Below are 17,285 nucleotides of genomic sequence, written 5' to 3'. Positions count from 1 at the left end.
CACAGACAATTCGTCTTCCGGAGAAAAACTAGCCATGCAAAACGCAACCCAGTTCGTCCGTTTCACCGCTCTGGCCGTCGGCATCGTCGGCGCGCTGGCCATGGGCCAGGCGCACGGCGCCGCGTTCCAGCTCAAGGAGAACAGCGCCAAGGGTCTGGGCCGCGCCTTTGCCGGCTCCGGCAGCGCCCCGGGCGATGCCTCGATCATCGCCGTGAACCCGGCCGGCATGCGCCAGCTCGACGGCAAGGTGTTCCAGGCCGACGTCAGCGCCATCCAGTTCTCGGCCAAGTACCAGGGCGACGGCGGCACCTATGCCAACGGCGCGCCGATCTCCGGCGGCCGCGGCGGCGACGCCGGCATGATCGCGCCGGTTCCGGCCGTGTACTTCCACATGCCGTTCGGCGAAAACAACAACATGCACTTCGGCACCTCGCTGACCGTGCCGTTCGGCTTCAAGACCGAATACGACCGCGACTGGGTCGGCCGCTACAACGGCGTGAAGACCGAGCTGCAGGCGATCGACCTGAACTTCGCCTTCTCCTACGACGTCAACCCGTACGTGTCGTTCGGCGCGTCCGTGTTCGCCGAGCGCCTGGACATCGACCTGAGCAATGCCATCGACTTCGGCACCCTGTTGGCCGCGCGCCGCGTGCCGGGCTTCGCGCCGGGCAGCGCCGATGGTTTCTCGCGCATCAAGGGCGACAACACCGAGGTCGGCTTCACCCTGGGCGGCCTGTTCAGCGTCGACGAGCACACCCACATCGGCTTCAGCTACCGCTCGCAGGTCGAGCACAAGATCACCGATGGCGATGCCAACTTCACCGTGCCGGGCAATGCCGCCACCGTGCTGGCCTTCGCCGCGCCGGGTACCTTCGTCGACACCAAGGGCCGTGCCACGGTCAAGCTGCCGGCCAGCGCCACCGCCAGCTTCACCCACGACATCAACGAGCAGTGGACGGTGATGGCCGACGTCACCCGCACCGCCTGGAGCAAGTTCGACAAGGTCACCGTCGACTTCGCCTCCAACCAGCCCGATAGCGTGCTGGACTTCTCGTACCGCGACACCACCTTCGTCTCGCTGGGTGCCGACTACCGCATGAGCGACACGCTGACCCTGCGTGGCGGTGTGGCCTACGACCAGACCCCGACCACCGACCAGCACCGCGACGTGCGCGTGCCGGACGCGAGCCGCAAGTGGGTCTCGCTGGGTCTGACCTGGAAGCCGTCCGCGCAGGCCGAGTACAGCTTCGGCTACACGCACCTGTTCACCAGCGACCCGAGCATCGCCACCACCAGCGCCACCGGCAACACCCTGGTCGGCGACTACGACGTGAGCGGCAACGTGCTGGCGGCCTCGGTCAACTACAAGTTCTGATCGCAGACGCTTCGCAGTGCACGAAAAAGCCCCGCTTCGGCGGGGCTTTTTTTATGCCTGTCCACGGCGTGCGATGCGCGCGGCGGCAGGCTGCGCTCGGCGCAGGTTCCGGGCGGAACGCTGCGCCGAGGGCTGGGCGACTCAGTCGCCCAGCGTCAGCAACGAGGCGTTGCCGCCGGCCGCGGTGGTGTTCACCGTCACCACCTTCTCGGTGGCGAAGCGCAGCAGGTAGTGCGGGCCGCCGGCCTTGGGGCCAGTGCCGGACAGGCCCTGGCCGCCGAAGGGCTGCACGCCGACCACCGCGCCGATCTGGTTGCGGTTGACGTAGACGTTGCCCACCGCCACGCGCGAGGCGATGCGCTCGATGGTCTCGTCGATGCGCGAATGCACGCCCAGGGTCAGGCCGTAGCCGGTGGCGTTGATCTGGTCGATCACCGCGTCGAGCTGGTCGGCCTTCCAGCGGATCACGTGCAGCACCGGCCCGAAGATCTCGCGCTGCAACTGCGCCAGCGACTGCAGTTCGTAGGCACGCGGGGCGAAGAAGCTGCCGTGCGCGGTGGCCTCGTCTGTGGCGGCCACGGCGATCGGGCGTGCCTCGCGGTCCATGCGCGCGGCGTGATCGGTGAGGATCTGCAGCGCATCGGCGTCGATCACCGGGCCGACGTCGGTGGACAGCAGGCCGGGGTCGCCGACCTTCAGTTCGGCCATGGCGCCGCCCAGCATGGTCATCACCTTGTCGGCGATGTCGTCCTGCACGAACAGCACGCGCGCGGCCGAGCAGCGCTGGCCGGCGGAGATGAAGGCGCTGGAGATCGCGTCCTTGACCACCGCTTCCGGCAGCGACGAGGAGTCGGCGATGAAGGCGTTCTGGCCGCCGGTCTCGGCGATCAGCACGCCGATGGCGGCATCGCGCGCGGCCAGCGCGCGGTTGATGGCGCGGGCGGTGTCGGTGGAGCCGGTGAAGGCGACGCCGGACACGCGCGGATCGCGGGTCAGCGCGGCACCGACGATGGCGCCGTCGCCCGGCAGGAACTGCACCACCGCCTCCGGCACGCCGGCTTCGTGCAGCAGCTTCACTGCGGCATGGCCGACCAGGTTGGTCTGCTCGGCCGGCTTGGCGATGACGCTGTTGCCGGCGGCCAGCGCCGCGGCGACCTGGCCGAGGAAGATGGCGAGCGGGAAATTCCACGGGCTGATGCACACGAACACGCCGCGGCCGTGCAGCTGCAGTTCGTTGGACTCGCCGGTGGGCCCGGGCAGGCGCTCGGGCGCGCCGAACTGCGCGCGCGCCTGGCCGGCGTAGTAGCGCAGGAAGTCCACCGCCTCGCGCACTTCGGCGACGCCGTCGGGCAGGGTCTTGCCGGCTTCCTTGACGCACAGCGCCATGAACTCGGGCATGCGCGCTTCCAGCAGGTCGGCGGCGTGTTCGAGGATGGTGGCGCGGCTGGCGGCCGGCGTGCGGTTCCAGGCCGGGTAGGCGGCCGCGGCATTGCTCAGCGCCTTCTCCACGGTGGCGGCATCGGCCGGCTTCCAGTGGCCGACGACCTGGCGATGATCGGCCGGGTTGGCGACCGGCAAGGCGTCGGCGGCGATCACCGCGCCGGGCACCAGCGGCGCGGCCTGCCAGGGCTTGAGCGCAGTGTTGAGCTGGTCGGCCAGCGCGCGCAGATCGTTGTCGTTGGCGAGGTTGGCGCCCATGGAGTTCTTCCTGTTGTGGTTCTGGCTGCGCAGCAGATCGACCGGCAGCGGAATCTTCGGATGCGGGATGGAAGCGAACGCGGACACGGCCTCGACCGGATCGCGGATCAGGTCTTCGATGGCCACGTCTTCGTCGGTGATGCGGTTGACGAAGCTGGAGTTGGCGCCGTTCTCCAGCAGGCGCCGCACCAGGTAGGGCAGCAGGTCCTCGTGCGAACCCACCGGCGCGTACACGCGGCAGGGCACGCCGAGGCGGTCGGCGGGGATCACCTCGGCGTAGAGGTCGTCGCCCATGCCGTGCAGCTTCTGGTGCTCGTAGTCGCGGCCGCCGGCGATGGCGCGCACCGCGGCGATGGTCTGCGCGTTGTGGGTGGCGAACATCGGATACAGCGCATCGCTGTGCGCGAACAGGCGCTTGGCGCAGGCCAGGTAGGACACATCGGTGTTCTGCTTGCGGGTGAACACCGGATAGCCCGGGTGGCCCTCGACCTGCGCGCGCTTGATCTCCGCGTCCCAGTAGGCGCCCTTGACCAGGCGCACCGGGATGCGACGGCCGACGCGGCGTGCCAGGTCGGCGAGGAAGTCGATCGTGTACGGGGTGCGCTTCTGGTACGCCTGCACCGCCAGGCCGTAGCCCTCCCAACCGTCCAGCGAGGGATCGGCGAAGGTGGCCTCGATGATGTCCAGCGACAGCTCCAGGCGGTCGGCTTCTTCGGCATCGACGGTGTAGCCGATGCCGTAGGACTTGGCCAGTTGCGCCAGTTCCAGCACGCCGGGCACCAGCTCGGCCATCACCCGTGCGCGCTTTGCGTGCTCGTAGCGCGGGTACAGCGCCGAGAGCTTGATTGAGATGCTGGGCGCGGCGAACACCGCGTCCTTGCCGCCGCCCTGCTGGCGCTGCGCCGCGAAATGCCTGCCGATGGCGTGGATCGCCTGGCGGTAGGCATCGAGGTAGCGCTGCGCGTCCTTCATGGTCAGCGCGCCTTCGCCGAGCATGTCGAACGAATAGCGGTAGTTGGCGTTGTCGCCCTTCTTCGAGCGGGTCAGCGCCTCGCCGATGGTGCGGCCCATCACGAACTGGTGGCCCATGATCTTCATCGCCTGGCGCACCGCCAGACGGATCACCGGTTCGCCGACGCGGCCGATCAGGCGCTTGAACGCGCCGGACACGTCGGCGCGGGTGAGGTCGTTGATCTGCACCAGCTTGCCGGTGAGCATCAGGCCCCAGGTCGACGCATTGACCAGGATCGAGTCGCTCTCGCCCATGTGCTTCTTCCAGTCCGCATCGCCGAGCTTGTCGCGGATCAGCTTGTCGGCGGTGTCCTGGTCGGGGATGCGCAGCAGCGCTTCGGCCACGCACATCAGCAGCACGCCTTCCTCGCTGCCGAGGTCGTACTGGCGCATGAAGGCCTCGATCGCACCCTGGTCCTGGGCGCGGGCGCGCACGCGGGTGACCAGGTCGGCGGCCAGCGCCTGCACCTTGGCCTGGTCGGCCGCGGGCAGGCGGGCCTGCTCGAGCAGTTCGCGTACGTGTTCGGCTTCGTCCTTGAGCCAGGCGGCGGTGATCGCCGCACGCAGGGCCTGCGGCGCGGGCGGGAGTTCGGGGGACAGCAAGGGCGAAGGAGACGCGGACGGCATCGCCGGAACAGAGCCGGCGCCAGGCAGAGCGTTCATGCGGGAAAGGCCAGGGACAGAGCCCACTATTTTATGTCAGTGCCTGCACGCGCAGGGCGTCGCCGGCATCGTCGCGACGGGGTCGATGGCGCCCAGGCTGAACGCGAATCTGGTTGCGCTGCAGCATTTTTTGTGGTGAATGCGCGCTTGCCGCCGCGCAGGCCGGGGGCTACCATCCAGGCGTGCTCGCGGCTCGGGCGTGAGCGGTTCGGAAGCGCGGTTCGACATGATCGAAATGTTTCCGTTTTCTCCGGAGGGGTCGGGTACGCAGCTGCGGCTGCGACCGCCGCGGGCGTTGAACGCCCGGCAATTCGTTCTGTTGTTCCTCGCACTGGCCGGGGCGATGTGGGCCGTGGCTGGGCTGGGGTGGCTCGCGGGCAATGTGTTCGCGCCTGCGTTCGCTCTGTTGCACAGCATCGTGGTGGCGCTCGCGCTGCATTGGTCGTGGCGCGGCGGCGAGCGCGAAGAGGATATCCGGGTGGGTCCGGCCTGCGTGGAAGTGACCCGTCCGAATGCAGGAACGCCAGCGTTCCGCGCCCATCCGCATTGGGTGCGGTTGCGGATCGAAGGCGACGACAGGGTGGTGCTGGCATCCAGCGGCAAGCAGGTCCGGGTCGGCGAGTTCCTCGGCCCCGACGAACGCCGGCAACTGGCGCAGACCCTGGAAGGCTTGCTCGCGGCCGTGACCGGCCGCAACCGATGACGCTCCAAGGGGTCTAGGCAATGAAGCAACGCGGCGGGTGGGTGCAACAGGCGGTCAGGGGCGGGATGGCGTTGGCGGCGGCGATGGCCGCACCGCTGGCGTGGGCGCAATCGGCCGATCCCAAGCCGTGGCAGCTCAACATGGGCAGGGGCGTCACCCAGAGCGCGCGCAACGCCTACGACGCGCACATGGTCGCGTTGTGGGTCTGCGTGGTCATCGGCGTGCTGGTGTTCGGCGCGATGGCCTATGCGATCTTCAAGTTCCGCAAGTCCAAGGGCGCGGTGCCGGCGCAGTTCAGCCACAACACCAAGGCCGAGATCGTGTGGACGGTGATCCCGGTGCTGATCCTGATCGTGATGGCGTGGCCGGCCACGGCCAAGCTGATCGCGATGTACGACACCCGCGATGCCGAGATGACGGTGAAGGTCACCGGCTACCAGTGGATGTGGCGCTACGAATACCTGGGCGAGAACGTCTCGTTCACCAGCCGCCTGGCGCGTAGTTCCGACCGTCTGCGGCAGAGCGGTGCGGTGCCGACGGTCGAACACGACCCGCACTATCTGCTGGACGTGGACAACCGGCTGGTGCTGCCGGTGAACACCAAGGTGCGCTTCGTCATCACCGCCGACGACGTCATCCACGCCTGGTGGGTGCCGGCGCTGGGCTGGAAGCAGGACGCCATCCCCGGAATCATCAACGAGGCCTGGACCAGCATCGACACCCCCGGGGTGTACCGCGGCCAGTGCGCCGAACTATGCGGCAAGGACCACGGCTTCATGCCGATCGTGGTCGAGGCGGTGAGCAAGCAGGACTTCCAGAAGTGGCTGGCATCGCGCAAGCCGGCGCCCGCCGCCGCGCCCGCGCCGGCCACCCCGACGGCGGCCCCGGCTGCCGCGCCGGCCACCGCCGCACCCGCTGCGGCGCCCGCAGATGCCCAGGCGCCGGCGGCACCGCCGCAGGCGCGGCTGTCGCGTCCTCGTTCCGACTCGCACCTGACCGTGCAAGCCGCCTGATCTCCAGCATTCCTTTTCTGAGGTAGCCGCCATGGCCCATTCGGCAGTCGATCACCACGACGAGCACGGGCATCAGCAGAGCTTCGTCGAGCGTTGGTTGTTCTCCACCAACCACAAGGACATCGGCACGCTGTACCTGCTCTTCAGCTTCACCATGTTCGTCATCGGTGCGGCGATGAGCGTGGTGATCCGCGCCGAACTGGCGCAGCCGGGCCTGCAGTTCGTCAAGCCCGAGTTCTTCAACCAGATGACCACCGTGCACGCGCTGGTGATGATCTTCGGCGGGGTGATGCCGGCCTTCGTCGGCCTGGCCAACTGGATGATCCCGCTGCAGATCGGCGCGCCGGACATGGCGCTGCCGCGCATGAACAACTGGTCGTTCTGGCTGCTGCCGGTGGCCTTCACCCTGCTGCTGCTGACCCTGTTCCTGCCCGGCGGCGCACCGGCCGGCGGCTGGACCATGTATCCGCCGCTGATGCTGCAGGGCGGCTACAACGTGGCCTTCTCGGTGTTCGCCATCCACGTCGCCGGCATCAGCTCGATCATGGGCGCGATCAACATCATCGCCACCGTGCTCAACATGCGCGCGCCGGGCATCGACCTGCTGAAGATGCCGATCTTCTGCTGGGCCTGGCTGATCACCGCGTTCCTGCTGATCGCAGTGATGCCGGTGCTGGCCGGCGCGGTGACCATGCTGCTCACCGACAAGTTCTTCGGTACCTCGTTCTTCAATGCCGCCGGTGGCGGCGACCCGGTGATGTACCAGCACATCTTCTGGTTCTTCGGGCATCCCGAGGTCTACATCATGATCCTGCCGGCGTTCGGCGTGATCAGCGAAATCATCCCGACCTTCAGCCGCAAGCCGCTGTTCGGCTACCAGGCGATGGTCTATGCGATCGCGGCGATCGCGTTCCTGAGCTTCATCGTCTGGGCGCACCACATGTTCACCGTGGGCATGCCGTTGGGCGGCGAGATCTACTTCATGTTCGCCACGATGCTGATCTCCATCCCCACCGGGGTGAAGGTGTTCAACTGGGTCAGCACCATGTGGCAGGGCTCGATGACCTTCGAGTCGCCAATGCTGTGGTCCATCGCCTTCGTCATCCTGTTCACCATCGGCGGTTTCTCCGGGCTGATGCTGGCGATCGTGCCGGCCGACTTCCAGTATCACGACACCTACTTCGTTGTCGCGCACTTCCACTACGTGCTGGTCACCGGCGCGGTGTTCGCGCTGATCGCGGCGGTGTACTACTGGTGGCCGAAGTGGACCGGGCGCATGTACAACGAGGCCTGGGCCAAGTTCCACTTCTGGTGGACGATGGTGTTCGTCAACCTGCTGTTCTTCCCGCAGCACTTCCTCGGCCTGGCCGGCATGCCGCGGCGCATCCCCGACTACAACGTGGTGTTCGCCGACTGGAACCTGGTCAGCTCGATCGGTGCGTTCGGCATGTTCGTCACCCCGTTCCTGATGGCCGGCATCCTGCTGGCGTCGCTGCGCAGCGGCGCACGCGCCGAAGCGCGCTCCTGGGAAGGTGCGCGCGGCCTGGAGTGGACGGTGCCGTCGCCGGCGCCGGCGCACACCTTCACCCTGCCGCCGGTGCTCAAGCCCGGCGACCTGGCCCACGACGACATCAGCCACTGATGACCGCGCAACCGCCGCTCGACGACCTGGTCCTGCGCCGCAAGCGTGCGGCGCGCACCGCGCTGGTGGTCGGCGTGGTGGCGCTGGCGATCTACGTCGGCTTCATCCTCTCGGGGGTGCTGGGCCGATGAACGCGCCAGCGCCGCAGGTGCACAGCAGTGCCGGGCTGTTCAAGCTGGTCGGCGTTGCGCTGGCGGTGTTCGTGCTGACCTTCTCGCTGGTGCCGCTGTACCGCATCGCTTGCGAGAAAGTGTTCGGCGTGCGCCTGGAGCGCGGCCCCGGCGAGGGCCCGCAGGCCGGCAAGCCGCTGGCGGGCAAGCGCACGGTGACGGTGCAGTTCGATGGCGGCGTGAACTCCAAGCTGCCTTGGTCGTTCCATCCGGAGCAGCTGACCATGCAGGTGGTGCCGGGCGAACTCAACGAGGCGCTGTACTACGCGCACAACGACGGCGCGCACGCCATCGTCGGCAGCGCGGTGCCGTCGGTGGCACCGGCACGCGCTTCGGGCTACTTCACCAAGACCGAGTGCTTCTGCTTCACCGCGCAGACCCTGCAGGCCGGCGAGAAGCGCGACATGCCGGTGCGCTTCATCGTCGACCCCAACCTGCCCAGCGATATCTCCACCATCACCCTGTCCTACACCTTCTACAAGAACGATGCGCTGAGCGCGGAACTGGGATCGCCGAAACTGGCCGGTTCCGCGCGCGCGGCTCCCTGACCCGACCGGAATGCCTGCCATGGCCCAGCCCAGCACCGACGCCACCGCCAACGCCTACTACGTGCCCAGCCAGAGCCGCTGGCCGTTCATCGGCTCGATCGCGATGTTCGTGACCATGATCGGCGTGGCCAGTTGGCTCAACGACGCGTCCTGGGGCAAGTGGACATTCTTCACCGGCATCGCGATGCTGGTGGCGACGCTGTTCATGTGGTTCGGCGACGTGATCCGCGAATCGATCGCCGGACACTACAACCGCCAGGTCGACGTGTCGTTCCGCATGGGGATGGTGTGGTTCATCTTCTCCGAGGTGATGTTCTTCGGTGCCTTCTTCGGTGCGCTGTTCTACACCCGCACCTTCATCCTGCCGTGGCTGGGCGGCGAGGGCGACGGGGTGATGACCAACGCGCTGCTGTGGGACGGCTACTCGGCGGCCTGGCCGACCAATGGCCCGGGCGGCGTCGGTGGCCAGTTCCAGACCATCCCGGCGTGGGGCCTGCCGCTGATCAACACGCTGATCCTGCTCAGCTCCGGCGTGACCCTGACCATCGCGCACCACGCGCTCAAGGCTGGCCAGCGCACCCGGCTGATGGTGTTCCAGGCGCTGACCGTGGCGCTCGGCTGCACCTTCCTGTACTTCCAGGCCGAGGAGTACATGCATGCCTACAAGGAGCTCAACCTGACCCTGGGCTCGGGCATCTACGGCTCCACCTTCTTCATGCTCACCGGCTTCCACGGTGCGCACGTGCTGCTGGGCACGATCATGCTGCTGGTGATGCTGCTGCGGATCAGCCGCGGCCACTTCAGCCGCGACAACCATTTCGCCTTCGAAGCGGCGGCGTGGTACTGGCACTTCGTCGACGTGGTGTGGCTGGCGCTGTTTTTGTTCGTGTATGTGCTTTGAGGGCGGGGATTGGGGAGTCGGGATTGGGGATTGGTTGGTTTCCGCGCGTGCCGGCGTCGCTAGCGGGACTGCGTGTTGTAGGAGCGGCTTTAGCCGCGACGTGTTACCGGTAAGGCGTCGCGGCTAAAGCCGCTCCTACAAGGAATCAGCGTTTTACGGGTCGCGTGCGTGCACTGTTCCCATGCGGACGGCATGCTGCCATCCCGAATCCCGAATCCCGAATCCCGAATCCCGGCACTACGTTTAGCGTCCCAATCCATGCGGCTTGATCGTGCCGGTATAGATGCCCAGGATCACCAGCAGGATCAGGCACACCGAGAGGCCGATGCGCCAGGTCAACGCGTTCACCGTGCGCTTGCTCTGGCCGCGGTCCACCAACAGGTAGTACAGGCCGGCGCCCAGGTTCCACAGGATGAGCAGCAGGAACGCGACGATCAGCAAAGTCTTCAGCGAGTCGTTCATGGGCGTCTCGGCACATGGTGTGTCCGCATTATGACCCTCGCCGCTGCCTCGCGCGTGGGCACGCGCCGACGCATGCCGTTGTGGCTGGGCTGGAGCGTCGCGCTGGCGGTGGCGGTGTGCTTTTGCATGCTCGGCCGCTGGCAGTTGCAGCGCATGCACGAGAAGCAGGCATTGCTGGCGCAGGCGGCGCATGTGCGCGACCACCCGCAGGCGCTGGCCGATGCGCTGCGCGCGACGCTGCCGGGACAGTTGCGCTGGGTGCATGGTGCCGGCCGTTTCCTGCCCGGGCAGATCCTGCTCGACAACCAACTGCGGCAGGGCCGCAGCGGAGTGAAGGTGTACCAGCCGTTCCTGGCCGACGGCGCCGCGGCGCCGCTGCTGGTGGAACTGGGCTGGTTGCCGCTGCCGGCCGACCGCGCGCTGCCCGAGCCGGCGCCACTGCAGGGCCGCTACACGCTGGTCGGCCTGCTCGGGCCGGCACCATCGCATGGACTGACCCTGGGCCCGGCCCTGGTCGCGGCGCCGTCGCCGCAGCGCTGGCTGGCGATGCGCATCGAGCCCGCGGCGATCGGGACCGCGCTCGGCCGCCGCGACATTTTGTCGCAGGTGCTGCGCCTGGATCCGGCCCTGCCGCTGGGCTATCCGCGCGACCTGGACCTGCTGCCGAACACGCTGCCGCCCGAGCGCCACTTGGGTTACGCGGTGCAATGGTTCGGCCTGGCGCTGGCGGTGCTGGTCACCGCGGCGCTGCTCAGCTGGCGCGCGCGCAGGGGACGGGGCGGGCGCTGAGCGCGCGCGCATGAGAAAATCCCCGGCATGAATGCTCCCACCCCGGCCCCGCGCCAGGCGGCCGCCCGCGGCCGCTGGCCGCTGATCGTGTTGTTCGCCCTGTTCTTCGGCTCGATGCTGGTCGCCGGTGTGTTGCGCTTTTCCGGCTGGCAACCCGCGGCCGCGCGCAACCACGGCGAATTGCTGCAGCCGCCGGCCGACCTGCGCGCGCTGCAGCCGCGGCTGGTCGATGGCCGCGTCTACGCCTGGGAGCCGCAGCGGCGGTTGTGGCGCATCGCGCTGGCGCCGCCGGCGGACTGCGGCAGCGCCTGCGATGCGCTGGCGCGCGACCTGGACAAGGTCTGGCAACTGTTCGGCCACGATGCCGACCACGTGCAGATCCTGTGGATCGGCACGCCGCCGGCCGCCGCCCGGGCCCTGCCGCCGGTGCAGGCGCTGCGCGCGGACCCGGCGCTGCTGGCGGCGCTGCCGCGGGTGCGCGATGCGACCGGGGTGCCGGTCTATGTCATCGATCCGAACGGTTTCGTGGTGCTGCGCTATGCCCCTGGGTTCGACCCGGCCGGGCTGCGTGCGGATCTGGCGAAACTGCTGAAACTCCTGTGAGCCGCTTCCTATGACCTTGTTCGCGCGCCCGGCGCTGTTCCGGCATTTCCACCGCATGGCCTGGCTGGCGGCGCTGTTCACCGCCAGCACCATCATGTTCGGTTCGTTCGTGCGCCTGTCCGATGCGGGCATGAGCTGCCCCGACTGGCCGACCTGCTACGGGCGCATCACCTGGCCGCAGACCAGCGCCGAAGCCGACACCCATGCCGCCAGCAAGATCCGGCCGCTGGAGACGCACAAGGCCTGGCGCGAGCAGATCCACCGCTTCCTGGCCGGCGCGCTGGGCGTGGAAGTGCTGGTGCTGTCGCTGCTGGCGGCACGGCGGCGCCGGCTCGGCATCGCCCAGATCGTCACGGCGGCGGCGCTGGTGGCGCTGTCGATCCCGCTGTACATGTCCGGCTGGCCGGGGCTGGCGATGCTGGCGGCGGTCGGCGGCGAGGCGATTCTGCTGCTGGCGGCGCTGCGCTGGTCCAACGACGACCTGGCCCGCGCGGCGGTGCTGACCCTGTCGGTGGTGATCTTCCAGGCCTTGCTGGGCATGTGGACGGTGACCCTGCTGCTCAAGCCGATCGTGGTGATGGGACACCTGCTGGGCGGCTTGCTGATGTTCTCGCTGCTGGTGTGGATGGCCTGGCGCGCCACCCACCTGCCGATCACCCTGGCCGATGCGCCGCGGCTGAAGTGGCTGCTGCGCCTGGGCGTGGCGCTGCTGGTGCTGCAGATCGCGCTGGGCGGCTGGGTCAGCGCCAACTACGCGGCGCTGGCCTGCGGCGGCGGCAGCTGGTCGGCCGACAACTTCCCGCGTTGCGTCAGCCAGTGGTGGCCGCCGCACGATTTCCGCGAGGGCTTCACCCTGTGGCGCGGCATCGGCGTGGACTACGAAGGCGGCGTGCTCGACGGCGCGGCGCGCATCGCCATCCAGATGGCGCACCGGATGATGGCGATGGTGGTGGCGGCCTATCTGCTGTGGCTGAGCTGGCGCCTGAGCCGCACGCCGGGCATGCGCGGCTGGGCCGCGGCGCTGGCGTTGCTGCTGGTCGCGCAGGTGTGCCTGGGCATCCTCAACGTCAAGCTGGCACTGCCTCTGCCGGTGGCGGTGCTGCACAACGCCGGCGCGGTGGCGTTGCTGTTCGTGCTGGTGTCGCTGCTGGCGCGATTGCGGGCGCCGCAATGAGCGCGCACCGCGTCCACTGGCGCGACTACTGGGACCTGACCAAGCCCAAGGTGGTGGCGCTGATCGTGTTCACCGCCCTGGTCGGCATGTGCCTGGCGATCCCGGGGTTGCCGACCTGGGCGCAGGTGCGCACCGGTCTGCTCGGCTTCTTCGGCATCTGGCTGGCGGCTTCGGCGGCGGCGGCGATCAACCAGCTCCTGGACGCGCGCATCGACGCGCAGATGGCGCGAACCTCCTGGCGTCCGCTGGTGGTGGGCAAGGTGCTGCCGTGGCAGGTGCTGCTGTTCGCCACCCTGCTCACCGCGCTGTCGATGACCGTGCTGGTGGTGTGGGTCAACCTGATCACCGCGGTGCTGACCTTCGCCTCGCTGATCGGCTATGCGGTGATCTACACCGTGTTCCTCAAGCGCACCACGCCGCAGAACATCGTCATCGGCGGCCTGGCCGGCGCGGCGCCGCCGCTGCTGGGCTGGGCCGCGATCACCGGCATGCAGGGCCAGTGGGACTGGGCCTACGCTTCGCTGCTGGTGCTGATCATCTTCGTGTGGACGCCGCCGCACTTCTGGGCGCTGGCGATCTTCCGCCGCGCCGACTACGCCAAGGCGTCGATCCCGATGCTCCCGGTCACCCACGGCGTGGCCCATACCCGCCGGCAGATCCTGGTGTACACGGTGCTGTTGGTGGTGGTGACGCTGCTGCCGGTGGCGGTGGGCATGAGCGGGGTGTTCTACCTCGGCGGCACTCTGGTGCTGGACGCGGTGTTCCTCTGGTACGCCTGGCGCATGCTCGACCCGCCGGACGAGATGTTCTCGATGCGCATGTTCGGCTATTCCATCGTGTACCTGATGGCGCTGTTCGCGTTCCTGCTGGTCGATCACTGGATCGCCTGAACCGCGCGTTCAGTTCTCCGCTCAAGTGTTGCCGCTCGCGGTCGTTACCGAGCGATTGACCAGAATCGGCAAAGCCGCGGAGACGTGTATGTGGGGCAAGAGCAAGCAACAAGCGGCCAAGCTACAGGCATTGAGTGAGCGCTTGCGCGAGGCCGAGGCCGAGCGTGACCGCGCGCGGGCGCAGGCCGACCGCGCCGGCACCGATCTGGACGCTCTGCGTGGTCGTTTCGATCTGGTCACCTCCGCGACCACCGACGGCCTGTGGGAGATGAGCGTGATCGCCGGCGATCCGATCAACCCGGCCAACGAATTCTGGTGGTCGTCGCAGTTCCGCGCGATGCTGGGTTTCTCCTCCGAGCTCGACTTCCCCAACGTGCTCGACAGCTGGGCCTCGCGCCTGCACCCGGAGGACAAGCAGGCCACGCTGGACGCGTTCGCCGTGCATTTGGCCGACCGCAGCGGCAAGACCCCGTACGACGTGGAGTACCGGCTGCAGCTGAAGAACGGCCAGTACCGCTGGTTCCGCGCGCTCGGCACCACCCAGCGCGACGCCCAGGGCTCGCCGCTGCGGGTGGCCGGCGCGCTCACCGACATCACCGAGCGGCGCGAGCGCGAGGCGTTCCTGGACGTGGTCCTGACCCGCTTCGAACTGGGCGCGGACATGCTCAACGACGGCCTGTGGGACATGAGCGTGATCGCCGGCGATCCGATCAATCCGTCCAACGAGTTCTGGTGGTCGGCGCAGTTCCGTTCGCTGCTGGGCTTCGCTTCCGAGGCCGAGTTCCCCAACGTGCTCGACAGCTGGTCTTCGCGCCTGCACCCGGAGGACGCGCAGTTCGCGCTCAACGCCTTCGCCGCGCACCTCAACGACCGCACCGGCCGCACCGGCTTCGACATCGAGTACCGGCTGCGCATGAAGAACGGCGAATACCGCTGGTTCCGCGCGCGCGGCCTGACCAAGCGTGCCGCCGACGGCACCCCGCTGCGCGCGGTTGGCGCCTTGCTGGACATCCATGCCGCGCGCCAGCTCGGCGAGGCCGCGCATACCCTGCAGACGGCGGCAGCGGAAATGGTCGACGACAACAGCGACCTGGCCCGGCGCACCGAGCAGCAGGCCGCGGCGCTGGAAGAGGCGGCCAGTTCGATGGAAGAGATCACCGGCACCGTGCAGCGCAACGTCGAGCACGTCGGCCACGCCAACCGCCTGGTCGATGGCGCCACCGACGTCGCCCAGCGCGGTGGCGACGTGGTGCGCGACGTGGTCCAGACCATGGCCGGCATCGAGAGCGCGTCGCGCAAGATCGCCGACATCATCAGCGTCATCGACGGCATCGCCTTCCAGACCAACATCCTCGCCCTGAACGCGGCGGTGGAAGCGGCGCGCGCCGGCGAGCAGGGCCGCGGCTTCGCCGTGGTCGCCACCGAAGTGCGCAGCCTGGCCCAGCGCTGTGCCGATGCGGCCAAGGAAGTGCGTGGCCTGATCGCCGGTTCCAGCGAGCAGGTCGATCGCGGTTCGGCGCTGGTCGCGCGCGCTGGCGCCACGATGGAAGAACTGCTCGGCTCGGTGCGCGAGGTGCAGCGCATCATGACCGACATCGCCGGGGCCAGCCGCGAACAGAGCGCCGGTATCGGCCAGGTCAATCAGATCGTCGTGCAGATGGACACCGCCACGCAGCAGAACGCGGCACTGGTCGAAAAGATGGCCGAGGCCGCGCGCGCGCTGGAAGGGCAGGCGCAAGGCCTGAACGCGCATACCAGCAGTGGCCGCCGCGCGGGTAGCCAGGGCGCCGGTCACGCGGTGGCACCGGCACGCGTCGCGGCCTGATCGGGAGCCGCTGAGCGTACGGCGCGTGGTTGCGCGCCGCTGCGCGCGGCATGCAATTCGTCGTGCGGCGCGGGCAATCGCGCCGTGGCGACGCGGTGGACCGGAACGCATGAGAGGGCGGCAGTACAGCGCGCCGGCGGTTGCCGATGGCGCGTTGCACTGCGCGTCGCGCGTGACGCGCCTTATGCCCTCATCCCAGCCAATGCTGGCAACTGTCGCGCGCCTGGCTGCCGCAGCTTTGCTGCATCTTGTGCTGCAGCCGCGCGAGTACCGCGCTGCCGTCGTGGCCCTTGCTCCAGGCCTGCAGGGTCTTGGCCAGGGTGTCGAAACGCTGCCGGGTGCGCTGGTGATAGCCGTCGGGCTGGCCGGCGAGTTCCCCAATGACCTGTCCGGCGGCCGCCTCGATCGCGGCCGCATTGTCCGGCTGCAGCCGGATCAGCCCATCGACGTAGAGCACGCCCCATTGCACGCGGGTGGCGGGGCCTTCGGCGCTCTCGTAGGCCTTCTTCAGCCAGAACAGCGCCGTTTGCTTGTCGCCGCGCGCCTCGGCCAGGCTGGCCAGTTCCGGCATGTAGTAGTACGGGGTCTTGCTGCGCTGGAGTTCGGCCAGCAGCAGTTGTTCGGCGCCGGCGCTGTCGCCGGCGGCGTCGAGCAACCCGGCGGCGCTGCTGATCGTGGACTGGCGCTCGTAGTCGGTCTTGGCGGCCTGCTCGGCCCATTGCACGCGCTGCTGCACCTTGGCGACCACCGCGGGCGGCAGCGGCTTCTTCGGGCCATCGCCGGCCTCGGCCGGCTGGCCTTGCGCCAAGCGCGCCAGGGCGATGTCCGCGGCGGCGGTGTCCAGGCGGTCGCTGATCGGCAGGCTGCTGTCGGCGTAGACCTGGTCCAGTGCATGGGTCAGCGCACTCGACAGCGCGCTGCGTTCGGCGGCGTCGCCGGCCGCGGCCTGCACCAGGTCGCGCGCCGCATAGGTGAGCGTGCTGCGGTTGGCGCGCACCTCGGCCGGATCGGCCAGCACCGCCCGCAGCAGGTCGCGATCGGCGGCGCGGTGCTTGGCGTCCACGCTGGCGGCCTTGGCCGGATCCTGCGCGGCCAGCGCGAGCAATGCGAAACGGCGTTGCAGAGCCGGCTGTGGTGCCGCTGCGGCCAGACGCGTGAGCACGTCGGCCGCCTGCCCCGGCTTGACCAACTGCGCCGCATCCACTGCCCAGCCGTATTCGCCGAGCAGGGTCCAGTCGTCGGCGCTGAGCGTGGCCGGCGCCTTCAGCGCCTGCTGCAGCAACTGCGCCGAGGTGGCGGTGCGGGTCGCGGCCACGCGCAGGGCCTCGGCCAGGCGCACGGTGTCGCTGTCGCCGGCCAGGCGGGTGATCTCGCTGCGGTCCGGGCGCAACACGATGATGGTCGGATAGCCCTTGATGCCGAAGCGTTCGCCCCAGGCCTGCGCACCCTCCGAATCGCCGTCCAGGTGCACCGCGACGAAGGCGCGGGTGCGGGCGATGAACGCCGGGTCCTTGAACAGCGTGGCCTTGAGCCGATTGCAGGGTGGGCACCAGGCGGCGCCCCAGTACAGCAGCACCGGTTTGTTGTGTTCGCGCGCTTCGGCGAAGGCATCGTCGACGTCGCCCTCGCGCCAGGCGATGCCGGCGCTGTCGGCGGCAGGCGCCGGTGCGGCGGCCTTGGGCGCAGCAGGCGCGGGCGGTTTCTGGCAGGCGCCCAGCGCCAGCAGCGTGGCCAGGCTGGCGGAAATCGTCGCGCAACGGCGAAACATGCGGCTCATGGGAGCACCGGATGGGAAGGGAGCACGGCACCGGCCGTGCC

15 protein-coding genes are annotated in these 17,285 nt (G+C 68.9%); 12 read left to right on the top strand and 3 right to left on the bottom strand.

From position 1 onward, the window contains the following. Positions 1-34: 34 nt before the first annotated feature. Positions 35-1,375, top strand: coding sequence for an outer membrane protein transport protein (locus tag FHR66_RS20370; RefSeq protein ID WP_160968826.1), 1,341 nt, complete (start codon positions 35-37; stop codon positions 1,373-1,375). Between the two features lie 141 nt (positions 1,376-1,516). On the opposite strand, the gene putA is transcribed toward FHR66_RS20370, so the two are convergent. Further along, a complete protein-coding gene (putA, locus tag FHR66_RS20365) occupies positions 1,517-4,711 on the bottom strand; it encodes a bifunctional proline dehydrogenase/L-glutamate gamma-semialdehyde dehydrogenase PutA (protein ID WP_160968842.1) in 3,195 nt (1,064 codons plus the stop codon). A gap of 262 nt (positions 4,712-4,973) precedes the next feature. Here putA and FHR66_RS20360 point away from each other — a divergent pair, with 262 nt between their 5' ends. The 6 genes from FHR66_RS20360 to FHR66_RS20340 are packed head-to-tail and all read left to right on the top strand — an operon-like array spanning position 4,974 to position 9,724. Continuing rightward, positions 4,974-5,450, top strand: coding sequence for a DUF2244 domain-containing protein (locus FHR66_RS20360; protein WP_029561818.1), 477 nt, complete (start codon positions 4,974-4,976; stop codon positions 5,448-5,450). 20 nt (positions 5,451-5,470) lie between these two features. Then, positions 5,471-6,463 carry a cytochrome c oxidase subunit II gene (coxB, locus tag FHR66_RS20355; RefSeq protein WP_160968824.1) on the top strand — a complete coding sequence of 331 codons (993 nt, stop codon included), beginning with the start codon at positions 5,471-5,473 and terminating at the stop codon, positions 6,461-6,463. Positions 6,464-6,494: 31 nt separating this feature from the next. After that, the gene (gene ctaD / locus FHR66_RS20350) at positions 6,495-8,105 is read left to right on the top strand and encodes a cytochrome c oxidase subunit I (RefSeq protein WP_160968822.1); all 1,611 of its coding nucleotides are present in this window, start codon (positions 6,495-6,497) and stop codon (positions 8,103-8,105) included. Then, entirely contained in the window at positions 8,105-8,236 is a 132-nt protein-coding gene (locus tag FHR66_RS21220; protein WP_255347926.1) for a hypothetical protein, read from the top strand. The genes ctaD and FHR66_RS21220 overlap by 1 nt, the downstream gene beginning before the upstream one ends. Next, positions 8,233-8,823, top strand: a complete 591-nt coding sequence (locus tag FHR66_RS20345) for a cytochrome c oxidase assembly protein (protein WP_160968820.1) — start codon at positions 8,233-8,235, stop codon at positions 8,821-8,823. The genes FHR66_RS21220 and FHR66_RS20345 overlap by 4 nt, the downstream gene beginning before the upstream one ends. A 19-nt stretch (positions 8,824-8,842) precedes the next feature. Then, complete coding sequence (locus FHR66_RS20340) at positions 8,843-9,724, top strand: cytochrome c oxidase subunit 3 (protein ID WP_160968818.1); 882 nt, start codon at positions 8,843-8,845, stop codon at positions 9,722-9,724. A 243-nt stretch (positions 9,725-9,967) separates the two neighbouring features. Here FHR66_RS20340 and FHR66_RS20335 read toward each other — a convergent pair whose 3' ends face one another. After that, a complete protein-coding gene (locus FHR66_RS20335) occupies positions 9,968-10,186 on the bottom strand; it encodes a twin transmembrane helix small protein (RefSeq protein ID WP_160968816.1) in 219 nt (72 codons plus the stop codon). A 30-nt stretch (positions 10,187-10,216) separates the two neighbouring features. On the opposite strand from FHR66_RS20335, the gene FHR66_RS20330 reads away from it, so the two are divergent. From FHR66_RS20330 to FHR66_RS20310, 5 genes are all read left to right on the top strand, one after another. After that, entirely contained in the window at positions 10,217-10,975 is a 759-nt protein-coding gene (locus FHR66_RS20330) for an SURF1 family protein (protein ID WP_160968814.1), read from the top strand. 27 nt (positions 10,976-11,002) lie between these two features. Continuing rightward, positions 11,003-11,578 carry a hypothetical protein gene (locus FHR66_RS20325; protein ID WP_160968812.1) on the top strand — a complete coding sequence of 192 codons (576 nt, stop codon included), beginning with the start codon at positions 11,003-11,005 and terminating at the stop codon, positions 11,576-11,578. 10 nt (positions 11,579-11,588) lie between these two features. Further along, positions 11,589-12,752 (top strand): COX15/CtaA family protein, encoded by a 1,164-nt coding sequence (locus tag FHR66_RS20320; protein ID WP_160968810.1) that lies wholly within the window; start codon positions 11,589-11,591, stop codon positions 12,750-12,752. Further along, entirely contained in the window at positions 12,749-13,642 is an 894-nt protein-coding gene (cyoE, locus tag FHR66_RS20315; RefSeq protein WP_160968808.1) for a heme o synthase, read from the top strand. The genes FHR66_RS20320 and cyoE overlap by 4 nt, the downstream gene beginning before the upstream one ends. 88 nt (positions 13,643-13,730) lie before the next feature. Beyond that, positions 13,731-15,467: a methyl-accepting chemotaxis protein gene (locus FHR66_RS20310; protein ID WP_160968806.1), complete on the top strand. Its 1,737-nt coding sequence runs from the start codon at positions 13,731-13,733 to the stop codon at positions 15,465-15,467. A 190-nt stretch (positions 15,468-15,657) separates the two neighbouring features. On the opposite strand, the gene FHR66_RS20305 is transcribed toward FHR66_RS20310, so the two are convergent. Further along, positions 15,658-17,244 carry a thioredoxin family protein gene (locus tag FHR66_RS20305; RefSeq protein WP_160968804.1) on the bottom strand — a complete coding sequence of 529 codons (1,587 nt, stop codon included), beginning with the start codon at positions 17,242-17,244 and terminating at the stop codon, positions 15,658-15,660. Positions 17,245-17,285: the final 41 nt, after the last annotated feature.

The sequence above is a fragment of the Xanthomonas sp. F4 genome (genome assembly GCF_011761895.1).
Note: the sequence above shows the minus strand (reverse complement) of the source record. Positions and strands in the feature narration are given on the sequence as shown.